Annotated in this window: 11 protein-coding genes; 4 read left to right on the top strand and 7 right to left on the bottom strand. The window is 67.7% G+C overall.

The annotated features are described in order from the left end of the window. Together EO174_RS00525 and EO174_RS00520 are read left to right on the top strand one after the other, a co-directional pair. Positions 1–894 (top strand): LysR family transcriptional regulator, encoded by an 894-nt coding sequence (locus EO174_RS00525; protein ID WP_119129328.1) that lies wholly within the window; start codon positions 1–3, stop codon positions 892–894. A gap of 450 nt (positions 895–1,344) precedes the next feature. Beyond that, entirely contained in the window at positions 1,345–2,544 is a 1,200-nt protein-coding gene (locus tag EO174_RS00520) for an MFS transporter (protein WP_126941603.1), read from the top strand. Positions 2,545–2,928: 384 nt separating this feature from the next. Here EO174_RS00520 and gvpU read toward each other — a convergent pair whose 3' ends face one another. The 7 genes from gvpU to EO174_RS00485 form a co-directional block, all read right to left on the bottom strand. Further along, entirely contained in the window at positions 2,929–3,387 is a 459-nt protein-coding gene (gene gvpU / locus EO174_RS00515; RefSeq protein WP_104583975.1) for a gas vesicle accessory protein GvpU, read from the bottom strand. Between the two features lie 309 nt (positions 3,388–3,696). Continuing rightward, a complete protein-coding gene (locus EO174_RS00510; RefSeq protein ID WP_126941602.1) occupies positions 3,697–5,277 on the bottom strand; it encodes a gamma-glutamyltransferase family protein in 1,581 nt (526 codons plus the stop codon). Beyond that, positions 5,277–6,737, bottom strand: coding sequence for an AtzE family amidohydrolase (locus tag EO174_RS00505; protein ID WP_126941601.1), 1,461 nt, complete (start codon positions 6,735–6,737; stop codon positions 5,277–5,279). Before EO174_RS00505 ends, EO174_RS00510 begins: the two co-directional genes overlap by 1 nt. A gap of 201 nt (positions 6,738–6,938) precedes the next feature. Further along, positions 6,939–8,090, bottom strand: coding sequence for a nucleoside hydrolase (locus tag EO174_RS00500; protein WP_126941600.1), 1,152 nt, complete (start codon positions 8,088–8,090; stop codon positions 6,939–6,941). 89 nt (positions 8,091–8,179) lie between these two features. Next, positions 8,180–9,751: an adenosine deaminase gene (locus EO174_RS00495; protein WP_164740023.1), complete on the bottom strand. Its 1,572-nt coding sequence runs from the start codon at positions 9,749–9,751 to the stop codon at positions 8,180–8,182. A gap of 563 nt (positions 9,752–10,314) precedes the next feature. Then, positions 10,315–11,274, bottom strand: coding sequence for a PDR/VanB family oxidoreductase (locus EO174_RS00490; RefSeq protein ID WP_164740022.1), 960 nt, complete (start codon positions 11,272–11,274; stop codon positions 10,315–10,317). Positions 11,275–11,291: 17 nt separating this feature from the next. Continuing rightward, positions 11,292–12,344 carry an aromatic ring-hydroxylating dioxygenase subunit alpha gene (locus EO174_RS00485; protein WP_115675689.1) on the bottom strand — a complete coding sequence of 351 codons (1,053 nt, stop codon included), beginning with the start codon at positions 12,342–12,344 and terminating at the stop codon, positions 11,292–11,294. Between the two features lie 127 nt (positions 12,345–12,471). Between EO174_RS00485 and EO174_RS00480 the strand changes: the two genes are divergently transcribed. After that, positions 12,472–13,389, top strand: coding sequence for a LysR family transcriptional regulator (locus EO174_RS00480; protein WP_104583904.1), 918 nt, complete (start codon positions 12,472–12,474; stop codon positions 13,387–13,389). A 567-nt stretch (positions 13,390–13,956) separates the two neighbouring features. Continuing rightward, entirely contained in the window at positions 13,957–14,763 is an 807-nt protein-coding gene (locus EO174_RS00475; RefSeq protein WP_126941598.1) for a TatD family hydrolase, read from the top strand. The last annotated feature ends 1 nt before the right edge of the window (position 14,764 follow it).

The following is a 14,764-nucleotide window of genomic DNA, read 5'->3' as shown; positions in this document are numbered from 1 at the left end:
ATGGCGCGCGACAACTTCAAGGACCTGTTGGCGCTGATCGCCATCGTTCGCGAGGGCAGCTTCACCCGTGCTGCCGCCAAGCTGGGGGTTTCGCAGTCGGCGCTGAGTCACACCATCCGCGGGCTGGAAGCGACGCTGGGTGTGCGCCTGCTGACCCGCACCACCCGCAGCGTGGCGCCGACCGAAGCCGGCGAGCGGCTGATCCAGACGGTGGCGCCGCGCTTTGCGGAAATCGAGGAGGCGCTGGTTGCGCTCGGCGACATGCGCGACACCCCTGCAGGCACCGTGCGCATCACCGCCACCGACTACGCCGCGCGCGCGATCCTGTGGCCCAAGCTGTCCGGGCTGCTGCGCGACTACCCCGAAATCAAGGTCGAAATCGTGGTCGACAACGGCTTGACCGACATCGTCGCCGACCGTTACGACCTGGGTGTGCGGCTGGGCGATCAGGTCGAGAAGGACATGATCGCCGCGCGTATCGCGCCGGACATGCGCATGGCCATCGTCGCCGCACCGTCCTATCTTGCGCGCCGCCCCGTTCCCAGGACGCCGCAGGACCTCACCGCGCACAGCTGCATCAACCTGCGCATGAAAACCGCCGGCGGCATCTATGCCTGGGAGCTGGAAAAGGACGGCCGCGAAGTCATCGTGCGCGTGGACGGCCAGCTGACCTTCAACGGCACTTACGAAGCACTGGACGCGGCGGTGGACGGCTTCGGTATCGCGTTCGTGCAGGAGGATCTGGCACGCCCGCACATCAAAGCCGGGCGGCTGCGCTGGGTGATGAAGGACTGGTCGCCGACCTGGCCGGGCTTGCACGCGTTCTACCCCAGCCGCCGACATTCCTCCTCCGCCTTCAACCTGGTGGTCGACGCCTTGCGCTACAAAGGCTGATGGATCTGCCGCGTTGCCGGCAGCACCGGTGCGCGCAGCCGGCACAGGTGGCACCGACCGATCGTTCCGGTGCGATCGCAGCATGGGCGCATGCCTGCGCTGCACTCGCGCAAACCGAAGTCGGTGTCGAACGATGGTGGCGCATCACGCTGCACGATCACCTACGGATGCGCGGTTGATGAGCCGGCTTCATAGGCCTGTGCCAATCCACCAGCTTTATCGCCGCCCACTGCCTGCGTAAGCTGCGGCACCTCCAGACACATGCACGCACTAGCCGCAGCATCCGTTGCTGCATTGCGCCCGTCGTGCGTCGCTGCGGTGGCAGGTCGATGCAGTGCATCGCTGCCTGCAGCGCATTCCTTCCGGACACCACGTTCGCCATCGAGCGCCGCGTCAGCGCGTTTGCGGCGTGGCGTTCGTCTCGCATCCCACTTCGCACAAGGGCCAAATATGCAAGCCAGTTCGCTCGCTACCGATCCATCTTCGCGCGCCGCACCTGTCGCAACACGCCAGACCTGGAGCGCGGTCGGCTCGATGTCGCTCTGCGTTGCGCTGCTGATCGCCTCCGAATTCATGCCGGTCAGCCTGCTCACGCCGATCGCCGCAGATCTGCACGCCAGTGCCGGCATGGCCGGCCAGGCGATTTCGATCTCCGGCCTGTTCGCGGTGGCCGCCAGCCTGCTGATCGCACCGTTGTCGTCGCGCTTCAACCGGCGCCATGTGTTGCTCGCCCTGACCGGGGTGATGTTGGTGTCGCTGCTGTTGATCGCCAACGCGCACAGCTTTGGCATGTTGATGGTGGCACGCGCGCTGCTCGGCATCACCATCGGCGGGTTCTGGGCGTTGTCCACTGCCACGGTGATGCGCATCATGCCCGAGCATGCGGTGCCCAAGGCCTTGGGCATCATATTTATCGGTAACGCGGTCGCTGCTGCATTCGCCGCGCCCCTGGGCAGCTACCTGGGCGCCACCATCGGCTGGCGCGGGGTGTTCTGGGGCATGTTGCCACTGGTGGCGCTGACCATTCTCTGGCAATGGCGCAGCCTGCCGTCGATGCCCGCGCGAGGCGCCACCTCGCTGGGTGGCATCGTCACTTTATTGAAGCGTGGGTATGTGGCGCGCGCCATGCTGGCGATAATGCTCGGGTTTGCCGGCGCGTTTTCTGCGTTCACCTACTTCCGCCCGTTTCTGGAAACCGTCGCGCAGGTCGATGTGTCGCAGCTGTCGTTGCTGCTGCTCGGCCTGGGCCTGGCCGGATTCGTCGGGACCTATGCCGCCACCGCGCTGGTGCCCAAGCGCTTGTTCACCCTGCTCAGCGTGCTGCCGGTTGCGTTGGGTGTGGCGACCATCAGCATGCTGCTGGCCGGCCATCTGGTGTGGGCCGTGGCCGTGGCGATGATTGCCTGGGGCATGCTCAATTCGGCGATGCCGGTGGCCTGGTCCACCTGGCTGAGCCGCTGCGTCAAGGACGCACCGGAAAGCGGTGGCGGCCTGATGGTGGCCGCAATCCAGCTTTCCATCCTGCTGGGTGGTGCCGCAGGCGGCGTCCTGCTGGATCATGTGTCGATCGGCGCCACCTTCGTCGGTGCCAGCGTGTTGCTGCTGGCCTCGTCACTGGTTGCGGGGCGGGGCGATCGTTTGCAGCCGTGAGTGCCGGCGATTGCGCGATGCAGCGCGCAGTGCGTGGAGGCCAGTTCGTGCCACGCAACGACGCGAGGGCGGTAGCGGATTTTCTGAAGCGCATCACGAAGCCCACGAGCGCGCGTGCCTTGCGCGGCAGTAACGTTTGCCATCGGCCACAGCCCGCGGCCCACGCTCAAGCTGTCTGCGTCGGCATTGCTGCGCGGCGCTGCTGCCATTCGAGCAGCGCCGGTCTGATGCCGAGAGCCAACGGAAGGCGTTGGCGAGCGCACCGTTGTCAGCAAGCGCAAGCACGCTTGGCTGCTGTGCAGCCGTGAGCGTGCTCCTGGCGTTATTTCCAACAGTCCAATGTGAGATGACAGGCACCTCACACCAACGTGGAGCTTGCCAGGCTCAATCCGCCGACAGCGATCCCAGCGTGAAGCCGGACACGGCATTGAGCTTGCCGCGCCAGAGCACGCCACGGTTGCTGGGCAGGGGCTGGCCGCCGGGCGAGAAGCAACGCGAGTCGATCAGGTGGAGGAACTGCGGCGGCGTGCTGCTCTGCTCGGCATCTTCCTCGGTGTCGTAGATGCTGGCGTGGCTGGCAAACGCACGACGGATATCCTCTTTTTCCTCGGCATCGCCGGGATAGGCGGCAGAGAATTCCTGCGCAAATGCCTCGAAGTACTGCTTCCCGCTGACCAGCTGGCCCGACACAATGATGCCTTCGACAAACAGCGTGATGCCGAACTGCACGTTCGAGGTGTTGACGGTGGCGACCAGCTTCTGCAGATACCAATCCACGCTCTGGCCGTCGAACGCCAGCTTGACGTCCTCCAGGTTCGGTTGATTGTCGTCTTGCTCTGTCATGTGGCTCTCCTTGGTGGAAGGGTTGATGCGTGTGTCGAATAAGCGCGGCGACATCCCTCTTCATCGCCCCGCATGCCCAAAAAAGCAAGCGCGTCCTGTGCAGCGATCGGCGCGGCTGGGTCCGCCATCATCGCCTTGGAGAGCATGCCCGGAGTCTATGCCATGTTCCGCCCTGGCTGGAGTCCTGATCGCTAGCGCTCGCCTCTGCCAGCGTACAAGCCGCCGCTCCGGCGCGATGGCGCAGCTGGCTACCAACAACGTCCACCCCTCACCGAGGCAGATGCAGGAAGCGCCGACAAGCCCCGACCATCACCACCCGGCCGCCGCACCATCGGAGCGCGGATCGCTTGCCCCGCTGAGCACGCCGTTCACTTCGCGCACCAGTGCGCCGGCGTGTCCCATCACCGAGGTGTAGGCGGGCAACAGCTCCACCGCATGCCCGGCATCGCGCAGTGCCTGCACCAGTGCCGGATCAAAGCGGTCTTCCAGCTTCAGTGACGTGCTGTCTTCGCCCCAGGTGCGGCCGAGCAGCCAGCGTGGCGCGGTGATGGCCTGTTGCAGCGGCATGCCGAAGCGCGCGTAGCGGGAGAAGATCGCGGCCTGGGTTTGTGGCTGGCCTTCGCCGCCCATGGTGCCGTAGGCCATGACGCGGCCGTCGTCGAAGGTGGCCAGGGCCGGGTTGAGGGTGTGGAAGGGTTTGCGGCCCGGGGCGAGCGCGTTCCAGCCGTCGGCGGCGAGGCGGAAGCTGCAGCCACGGTTCTGCCAGGTGATGCCGGTGCGCGGCAGCACCAGGCCGGAGCCGAATTCGAAATAGGTGGACTGGATGCAGCTGACCGCGCGGCCGTGCGCATCGATGGCGCCGAACCAGACGGTGTCGCCGGCCTGCGAGGGCTGCGGCCAGGGCAGTGCGCTGCGCATGTCGATGCGTGCGGCGAGCGCATCGAGCGCGGCGCTGTCATCGAGCAGCGCCTGTGCGTCCAGCGTCATCCAGGCGGGGTCGCCGAGGTGCGCGTCGCGGATCAGGAAGGCCTGTTTGGTGGCTTCGATCAGGCCGTGCAGGTGCGCATAGCTGTCGGCGTGTTCGGCCTGCAGGCGATCGAACAAGGCAAGGATCAGCAGCGAAGCGAGGCCTTGCGTGGGCGGCGCGTGGTTGTAGAGGCGTGCGCCGTGGATGGCGACCGAGAGCGGTACGCTGGGCTCGGCGCGATGACTTGCGAGATCGTGCGCGCGCAGCGGGCTGCCGAGCGCCTGCAGGTCGGCGGCGATGTCCTCGGCCAGTGCGCCGCGATAGAAACTGTCCAGGCCCTGGTCGGCCAGCCGCTGCAGGGTGTGTGCGAGCTGCGTCTGATACAGCAGTGCGCCCTCGTGCAGCGGCGCGCCGTGCGGTTCGAAGATGCTGGCGTAGGCACCGGGTTGGACGCGCAGTTCGGCACTCTTGCTGGCGGCGATGTGCGCGCCGCCCAGCGTGACCGGCACGCCATCGCCGGCGTGGTGGATGGCGTCCTGCAACAGGCGCTGCAGCGAGAGGCCGCCGCCCGCCTGCTGCAGGGCCAGCGCCCAGCCGGAGACGGTGCCGGCGACGGTATTGGCCGCGCCCGGGCCGCGCCACGGAATGCTGGCGTGGCCGCGATAGAAGTCCAGGGTCGCGGCCTGTGCGGCACGGCCGCAGGCGTCGATGGCATGCACGCGGCCGTCGGGGTCGTGGATCAGCCAGAAGCCGTCGCCACCGATGCCGGTCATGTGCGGGTAGACCACGGCCAGGCAGGCGGCGGTGGCGATGGCCGCTTCGATGGCGTTGCCGCCGTCGCGCAGCACATCGCGCCCGGCCTGCGCGGCAAGGTGATGCGGGGCCACGACCATGCCGCGGCGTGCGCGCAAGGTATGCAGCATCAGCGTGTCTCCGCTGGCGGGCTGAAGGCGAGCAGGCCGTCGCGTTCGAGGTGCGCGGCGAGCGCGAACAGGCGGTCTTCGCGGCCGGGTGCGGCAATCAGTTGCACGCCCAGCGGCAGGCGGCCAGGACGCGGCAACGGTGCGGCCAGCACCGGGCACGCGGCCAGGCCGAGCGGTTGGGTGAAGATGCCCAGGTTGGCGCGTGCGGATACCGGCAGGCCGTCGATCTGGATGCTGTCCTGGTCGATGCGCGGCGCCACGCAGGGTGTGGCCGGCGCAATCAACACATCCACCTCGTCCCAGAGCCGTTGCATGGCCGCGCCAAACCACTGCGCGAAGCGGTGCGCATCGGCCACCGCGCTGGCGGGCAGTTGCAGGCCGGCGAGCAGGCGGTCGCGGGTGGCCGGGTCGAATTGCTCGGCGTGCGTGCCCAGGCCGGCGCGATGGCGGTGCCCGCCCTCGGCGGCGGTGAGCACGAACGCGGCGGCGCGGGAGCGCTCTGCGTCGGGGAGTTCGATCAGGGCGGTGCTATTGCAGGCGGTGAGCAATGCGCCCAGGCCGGCGTCCAGCGCGGGATCCAGGTTGCGCTGGAACCAGCCGCCCAGGCGGGCGATGCGCAAGTTGCCGGCAGTGCAGTGGGCCAGTGGCTGCCCCAGCATCACTTCGTAGACGCGGCGCAGGTCGGCGATGGAGGTGGCGAACGGGCCCACCACATCCAGCGCATCGACGAAGCCGAACACGCCCTCCAGCGGCAGCGCGCCGTGCGTGGGACGCAGGCCGTACACACCGCACAGCGCGGCAGGCACGCGGATGGAGCCGTTGGTGTCCGAGCCCAGCGCGAATGGCACCAGCCCGGCGGCCACCGCGGCGGCCGAGCCGCCCGACGAGCCACCGGCCAGATGGCGATGATCGTGCGGGTTGGCGGTGGTGCCGTAGTGCGCGTTGACGGTGGCAAAGCCGTAGGCGAACTCGTCCATGTTGGCGGTGCCGACCAGTAACGCGCCGGCATCGCTCAGCCGTTGCACCACGGCCGCATCGCGACTGGCGGGCGCGCACTGCGCGCGCATGACGGCGCCAGCGGTGGTGACCTGGCCGGCGACGTCGAACAGATCCTTGACCACGAACGGCACGCCGGCCAACGCACCGCCGTCGCTGCCGCCGGCCAGCGCGGCCTGCACGCGCGCGGCATCGGCGGCGGCGCGTGCGGGCAGCAGGCGGGTGATCGCGCGCAGGCTGTCGTTGGCCTGGTTGATGCGCGCCAGCGTCTGGGTGGCAAGGCGTGCAGCCAGGGTGGGCTGGCTGCGGGTGGTGCTGACGATGGAGCCGATCAGCCCGCGCGGCGTGGTGGTGTCCGGCGCTGCGGGGCGAGGCGCGTTGAAGCTGGCGAGCAGCTGCGCGTGGCCACGCAGCACCTCGGTATTGCGATCGATGCCGGCCTGCCACTGCGCTGGAAGTTGCATGGGGTCACCTGGTCGAGGGCTGGGAGTCGGGATTTGGGAGTCGGGAGTCGATGTCGCGGCCTGTGGGTGGTGCGAATGCGCCGCTGCTGAACCGGCTGCTGGGCTGCGGCGGATGGTGCAGGATGCACAGATGCGTCAAGTGAGCTGCGGTTGCTGCCACGACCAAGGTGGATGACAGGCGCGGCGTTTCAGCATTGCCAGTCAATCGCCACGGCTCGGGGGCGCTGCCTCATCCGTCCCTGAGGCTTTTTCTCCCGGTGAGAGAAGGGGTAGCGGCAATCCGACTGCCGGTGGTTGCGGCGCAGTGAGGCGCTCTACCAGGAGTTGTTCGAACGCCTGGACATCCACCGCGTGCACCACCGTCTGCGCCTGCTCGCCCAGCCCCGGTTGATACCCAGGTGCCCACGACAGGATGTCGCCGTAGCCTGCATTGAAGGCGGTGTTGGTATCGACATAGAGCGTTTCGGTCCGTGTCGCCAGCTCCGGGCGCAGCCATACCGCGGTGGCCAGCTCGTCCCACATCGGAAAGCCCGGTTCGCGGCGCCGCAATGCGTGGCCGATGCTGGTATCGGCAGCGCTCATGCGCGCAAGCAGGTCGGGGGTGAGTTCGGTTGCGGTCGATGGGTCCACCGGCACCATGGTGATCCTGCGCCAGGGCGCGCGCATGACGATGCTGGCCGCTTCCGGATCCCAGCGGATATTGAATTCGCGGCGGGGCGAGTTGACGAACTCGCGTGCGAACTGCTGCGCGCTGATGCTGTTGCGTTGCTGCCGCGGGTTGAGGCTGCCGCCCATGTAGACCAGCTCGCGCGCCAGCGTGGCGAAGGCCGGATCCAGCGATTGCGCGAGTGCCAGGCTGGTCAACGGGCCGGTGGCGATGATGCTCACCTCGCCCGGATACTGGCGCACCATGCGCAGCATGAACAACGCGGCTGGCTCCTCACGTGCGCGCACCACGCTGGGATTGCCCAGTGCCAGCTCCGGCACCACGTCGTGGGCGTGATAGCGCGGCGCGCTCTGCACGGTGTCGCCGTCCACCCAGTGCCTGGTCCACGCCCCTTTCCAGACCAGCTTGCCGTAGAGCGCTTCCCAGCGCTCGGTGGCCAGCTCGCTGTTGAGCAGCGGATGCACCGGGCCGGGCAGCACGGGGATATCGGGATGACCGGCCAGTTCCAGCAGGCGGCAGGTATGCGCCAGCACCTCGTCGCGCCAGATGTTGCCGCTGACCGCGCTGATGCCCAGCACCTCGACCTCGGGCGACTGCAACAGCAACAGCTGCGCAGGCGTGAAGCCATCGATGTCGTCTTCGAGAATGACGCGGCGTTTGGAGGAGGGGGTGTGTGGGTGAGTCATTGCGTTTTTGTCGTGGAAGGTGGGATGCATTGCAGCGGCGATGGATCGGAAGGCGCGTTGGCAGGAGCGTGCCTGCGCGCGATGTGGCGTTACCGGGAAAGCCCGTTCGCGCTCGGGCGCGCTCCTACATGCAACAGCGTGCGTTCGTACTGCGCCAGGTCGGTTTCCAGCTGCCATTGCAGCCGTGCCTTCTCGCTGCCCTGGCGGAATGCTCGACAGGCAGCATCATCGGTGTCGCGCTGCAACGCGGTGGCGCAGGCCTGCGCAGCGTTACTGTCGGCATCCCACAGGCTGGCGCCCGGCAGGAAGCTGTAGGTCAGGCCGTTGCGGGCCAGCTGCTTGAGCGTGGGGTAATCGATGCCTTGTTCCTGCATCGCGCGTTGATACTCGTGGGTCATGTCCGCGCGGGAGACGCCGGCATCATCGGTGGACAGCACCACCGGCACACCGGCGCGCAGATACATCGCCAGCGGATGCGCGGCGCCTTTGACGCCAAGGATCACATCGTTGCTGGTGAGGTTGATCTCTACCGCAACCTGCTGGTCGCGCATGCGCTGCAGCAGTCCATCGACGTCGTCTTCGTAGGGCAGGTCCACGCCGTGCCCGATGCGGCGTGCACCGACATCCACCGCCTGGCGGATGTGCGAGCGCAGTTGCGCCGGCGGCACCAGGCCCAGTGCCAGCTCGCCGGCATGCAGGGACAGCGGCACGTCGGGATAGCGTGTGGCGAAGAAGCGGAACATCGCCATGTGGCGGGTGTAATCGGCCAGCGCCACCGGGTTGTCTTCGGGCGCGACGATGTTCAGCGCCACCGCGCGGCTGCCGCCGGCGGCGATCAGCGCGTGCGCCAGCGCCATCTGCCCGAACACCATCGGCTGCGGCAACACGCGCAGCACATAAGGCACGTAGCGGTACGTCACCTGGCAGCCGGGACGCGCAGTGGGCTGGTCGCAGTGCAGCACACGGCGCACCTGCGCGTCGGTGTCGGCAAGCGCGCCTTGTGCGGCCTGCACCAGCGGTGGCAAGGCATCCTGCAGGGCGCGCAGGTTGGCCGCGTCGTCGTCGCCCTTCCATGGCAACGCCTGCATCTGTTTTGCCGCCTGGTCCATCTGTGGCGGGTTGGCGATGATTTCCACATACGGCACGCGGTCGCGCGCGGCCTGTTCCAGCACCGCGGCCACGGTGTCGGCAACGCGCATGCGCACCACCGCGTCGAACTTGCCGAAGGTGCTGAAGAACTGGTCGTGTCCGGTGGGCTGCGACGGGCTGGGCAGGAACTTGCGCATCGACAGGGCATCCACCAGCTGGCCATACAGCGCGGCATTGCGCGTGGCCAGGTCGCGTGCGGGCTCCTGGCCCTTGGCGCACGGCGGCGCGCGCAGGCTCAGCTCGTCCAGTTGCACGCAGGCGCCATCGTCGCTGGCCCACTGCAGGTAGTCCTCGGCATACACCGAGCCGGACAGATGATTGTGCAGGTCGCCGCCCTTGGGCATCGCCTGCAGCCAGGCACGCAGTTGTGCAGGGTGATCGGCGGCGGTGCGCAACAGCTGCGCCACCTGCTGCTCGCGTTGCTGTGCAGGCGAGGCTTGGTTGCGTGCCTGCGCGGCGGTGGGCAACAGGACGCATAACGCCAAAAGCAGGCTGCGATGAACGATGGACATGCGTTGGAGAACTCGGAAAGAAAAAACAATGGCGCAATCACGGCGCCGGTAGACGCAAAGCATGCCTTGCAGCGCGGTGGACGGCCAGCGGTTGAGGTGGTTTAGGTTGGCACGGGAGATCACGCCGGGCGCACGTTGCACGGGTGAGGCTGCAAGACATCCCCTCGCTGCATGACGTAACGCGTGAGTAGCTGCGCATGTCGCCCGCCAGATGCGGAGCCTTGCTTCCAGCGCTGCGGCTTGCGGACGCGCTGCATTGCATGCTGCGCGTCCGCATAGTTGGCGTGACACGCACAGCGGCGATTGCAAACAATCGCGCTGCATGGACGGAGCGCTCTCCGACGTCGGGCACACGATACGCGCGGGAGCCTGCGCGGTGCGCATTGCATCGCTGTCTCGGACGGGCACTGTGCCCTTGCGACGCTGGGTAGCATGTCGGGCTCATCGGCATCGCGGGTTGTCATGCGCCGTGGTCGCCGGCTGCATCGGTCAGTGCAGTCGTCACGCGTGCACAGCCGTGGTGGCAATGTCAGTGCTTAGGCAGTCACGACAGACAGGCACCTTCAAAGATCCAGCACCAGCCGCGGCGTGCGGCTACGCGAACAGCACAGCGTGATCTGCCGGTTCTGCGCGTGCTCGCTGTCGCTGAGCACACTGTCGCGGTGGTCGGGCGTTCCGGCAATCACGCCGGTCAGGCAGGCGCCACACATGCCTTGCTCGCAGGACAGCGGTACCTCGATGCCGGCATCCAGCAGCGCGCTGGCGATGCTGCACTCGGCCGGCACCTGCACCACGCGGCCGCTGGCGGCCAGCTCCACTTCGAAGGCGCTGTCGGCATCGTGGGCGATGCCGGGCTCGGCGGCGGCGAAGTGTTCGCGGTGCAGTTGCTCCGTCGTCCAGCCGTGCGCCCTGGCAAGCAGCGTGAAGTGGTCCATGAAGGCGGCCGGCCCGCACAGGTACAGCTGGTCGCGCGCACGTGCCTGTGCCAGTTCGTCGGGCACATGCACGCGCGGGCTTTCGCCGCCGTCGCTCAGATGCACCTGCACCTGGCCATGCGTGAAGCCCTGCTGCAGCCGCTGCCCGAACGCCACATCGGCGTGCCGGCGCGCGTAGTAATGCAGCACGAAGGGCTCGCCACGCGCTTCCAGCGCTTCGGCCATCGACAGCAGCGGGGTAATGCCGATGCCGGCGGCCAGCAGGACATGGCGCTCGCCCGGATGCAGGGGAAACAGGTTGCGCGGTGTGGAGATGCGCAGGCGGTCGCCGGTGCTCAGCTGCTCGCACAGATGCCGCGAGCCGCCGCGCGAGGCGTCGGCCAGCTTCACGCACAGCAGATAGTGGTCACGCACATGCGGCGCGCTGGCGATCGAATACTGGCGGATCATGCCGTCCGGCAGATGCAAATCCACATGCGCGCCGGCCTCGAAGGCCGGCAATTGCGCGCCGACCGGCTCCAGCCGGATCGCGCGTTGGCGATGGCCCTGGTCGACGACCTCGGCAACGCGCACCTCGTGCAACTGCATGGCGTGCTCCTCGGCGGTCAACGCAGGAAAAAGTCGCTATAGCCCTGGCTGCGCAGGCCACGGCGATAGGCGATGGAACTGCGGTCGGCCGGGATATGCACTTCCAGCAGCGGGTCCAGCGGCAGGTATTCGGGGCGTTGCGCCTCGACCATGGCGCGGTCTTCCTCGAACACGCGCAGGTTGAAGGCGTGCACGTCCTCCACCGGCAGATGGGTGTCGAAGTTGCGCGCAATCGGCACCAGCAGGCGCGTCTTGTGCTTGGACACCGGGCTGGCCGCGTTCATGATCACCAGCCGCTTGCCCGGCACCGGGAAGTGGATGGTGAGGGTGGCGGTGAACGGCAGGTGCACCTCGAAATGGCGTAGCCACTGGAAGTCGGGGTCCACGTCTGGCAGCGGCATGTCCACCGAATAATTGGCCACCGAGCTCAGATAGTCGGCATTGAAGCCGGTCGGCGTTTCGGTGGTGGTGTAGGCCGGCACCTCGCGCTTGTCCGGCTGGGCAAAGGTGGCGGTGTGCACGAAGGCGAAATGCGCCACGTCGATGAAGCCTTCCAGCTGGCGCGCGGCACTGCCGCCGATATCGAACGCCGGGCAGACGATCTGCTGGAAACCCTCCTCGTCCCAGCCCGGCATCGGCGGGATCTGCACCTCGGCCTCGCTGACGCCGGCCGGTTTGGCCAGGCAGACCCAGATCAAGCCATAGCGCTCGGCCACCGCATAGGTGTGCAGGCGCATCTTGGCCGGGATGTTCTGATTGGGACTGGCCGGGATGTGGTTGCAGCGCCCGCCCGCGCCGAAGCGCAGCCCGTGATAGGCGCAGACCACGCCGCCGCCGTCGGCGGTGCCCATGCTCAGCGGCACGCCGCGGTGCGGGCAGACATCGCGCGCGGCCACCAGCTCCTCGCCCAGCCGGTACAGCACCAGCGGCTCGTCCAGCAGGGTGGCCTTGAATGGCGCCTCGCCCACCTCGCTGCTCAGCGCCACCGCGTGCCAGTGCTGGGCCAGGCGTTGCCAATCGGCGGCGGCGAAGGTGCAGTGCAGCGGCAGGGCGGGGACGGCGACATCCATGGGTCCAGTCTCTGGCGGAGGGCGGGAGCGGTGCCGGATTGACTCTAGGAAGCCGGGGGTGTGTTATCAAACATCGATTTTCAGCCAAGCCATTGCAAAAAATGCAACACCAACCGGGCCCCGTCGCATGCTGACCTTTTCCCGCTTCACCCGTTACTTCATCGAGGTGGCCCGCTGCGGCAGCATCCGCAAGGCCTCGGAGGTGCTGCACGTGTCGGCCTCGGCGATCGACCGGCAGATCCTCAAGGCCGAGGAGGAGCTGGGCGCGCAGCTATTCGAACGCCTGCCCGGGCGGCTGCGCCTGACCGCCGCCGGCGAGCTGCTGCTGGTGGACGTGCGCGGCTGGGAGAAGGCCTACGCCCGCACCCTGGAGCGCTTCGACGAGCTCAAGGGGCTGCGCCGCGGGCATGTGGAGATCGCCATGATCGACGCGCTCAGCGAGGGCGTGGTGCCAGCGGCGGTGGCGGCGCTGGTGCAGGAGTACCCCGGCATCACCTTCAACCTGTCCACCGCGCGCAACCAGCGGGTGATGGAAATGGTGACCTCGGCCGATGTGGACATCGGCCTGCTGCTGGACCCGGTGAGCAGTGTGGACCTGGAAGTGCGCGCCTTTGCCGACATCCCGCTGGGCATCGCGATGCCGGTCGGCCACCCGCTCAGCACCCGCACCGAGCTGCAGCTGAGCGAAACGCTGGAGCATCGCCTGCTGCTGCCGGCCGCGCCGTTGATCGTCGGCGAGCATGCCAAGGTGCTGTACCAGCGCCAGCACATCGACGTGAAGCGGCTGACCCACTGCAACGACGTGCGCACCTTGCGCGGGCTGGTGCGCGCCGGTGCCGGCGTGGGCCTGATGTCGTGGCTGGATGCCGCACCGGATGTGGCCGACGGCCGGCTGGCGTTCGTGCCGTTCCGCCGCCACCTGACCAAGCCGATGACGCTGGCGCTGTGCGTGGCCCCGCAGCGGCAACTCTCGCGCTCGGCGCAGCTGGCGATCCAGGCGCTGGCGGCGAAGATCGATGCGATGGTGGTGCCGGTGGTGGGGTGAGTGTGCTGCGCAAGCGGCCCTCACCCCTGCCCCTCTCCCGCAGGCGGGAGAGGGGAAAGGCCGTGCGTTCGTGCAGGCCGATGGCATGCAGGTACTGCCACTCGCATGCAGGTACGCCGATAACACGCAGCTGGCGCAGTGCGTCTCCCTTCTCCCGCCTGCGGGAGAAGGTGCCCGCAGGGCGGATGAGGGCATACAGGTACTGCCACTCGCATGCAGGCACCGCCGATACACGCAGCTGGCGCAGTGCGTTTCCCTTCTCCCGCCTGCGGGAGAAGGTGCCCGCAGGGCGGATGAGGGCATACAGGTACCGCCACTCGCATGCAGGCACCGCCGATAACACGCAGCTGACGCCGTGTGTCTCCCTTCTCCCGCTTGCGGGAGAAGGTGCCCGCAGGGCGGATGAGGGCATACAGGTACCGCCATTCGCATGCAGGTATGCCGATGACACGCAGCTGACGCAGTGCGTTTCCCTTCTCCCGCCTGCGGAAGAAGGTGCCCGCAGGGCGGATGCGAGCAACGTCCACCCAGTACAATCACATCTGCTCTTTCAGGCGACACCGCAGCATGCAGTTGATCGATATCGGCGCCAACCTCACCCACGACTCCTTCGACCGCGACCGCGACGCAGTGCTGCAACGCGCACGCGAGGCAGGCGTTGCGCAACTGGTGATCACTGGCGCCAGCCGGGAACATTCGCCGCTGGCCTTGCAGCTGGCCCAGCAGCACCCCGGATTCCTCTATGCCACCGCCGGCGTGCACCCGCATCACGCAGTGGAATTCACCGCCGAATGCGAGGCCGAAATGCGCACGCTGCAGGCGCATCCGCAGGTGGTGGCGGTGGGCGAATGCGGGCTGGATTATTTTCGCGATTTCGCCCCGCGCCCGGCGCAGCACAAGGCCTTCGAGCGCCAGCTGCAATTGGCCGCCGACAACGGCAAGCCGCTGTTCCTGCACCAGCGCGAGGCGCACGACGATTTCCTGTCGATCATGCGCAGCTTCGATGGCCGGCTCGGCCCGGCCGTGGTGCATTGCTTCACCGGCACCCGCGATGAGCTGTTCGCATACCTGGACTGCGATTACTACATCGGCATCACCGGCTGGCTGTGCGACGAGCGGCGCGGTGCGCATCTGCGCGAGCTGGTGCGCAATATTCCGGCCAACCGGTTGATGATCGAAACCGATGCGCCCTACCTGCTGCCGCGCACGCTCAAGCCGATGCCCAAGGATCGCCGCAACGAGCCAAGGTTCCTGTCGCATATCCTCGAAGAACTTGCGCGCGATCGTGGCGAGGACGTGGCGCTGACTGCGGCCAACAGCACGGCGGCCGCGCGGACATTCTTCCGTCTGCCTGCGCCTGCAGCCGCGGCATGAC

This window comes from Xanthomonas sp. BRIP62418 (assembly GCF_003993495.1).
GTDB classification, from domain to species: Bacteria; Pseudomonadota; Gammaproteobacteria; order Xanthomonadales; family Xanthomonadaceae; genus Xanthomonas; species Xanthomonas euroxanthea.
The sequence above is the reverse complement of the archived record's forward strand: the minus strand, read 5'-3'. Positions and strand labels throughout refer to the sequence as shown.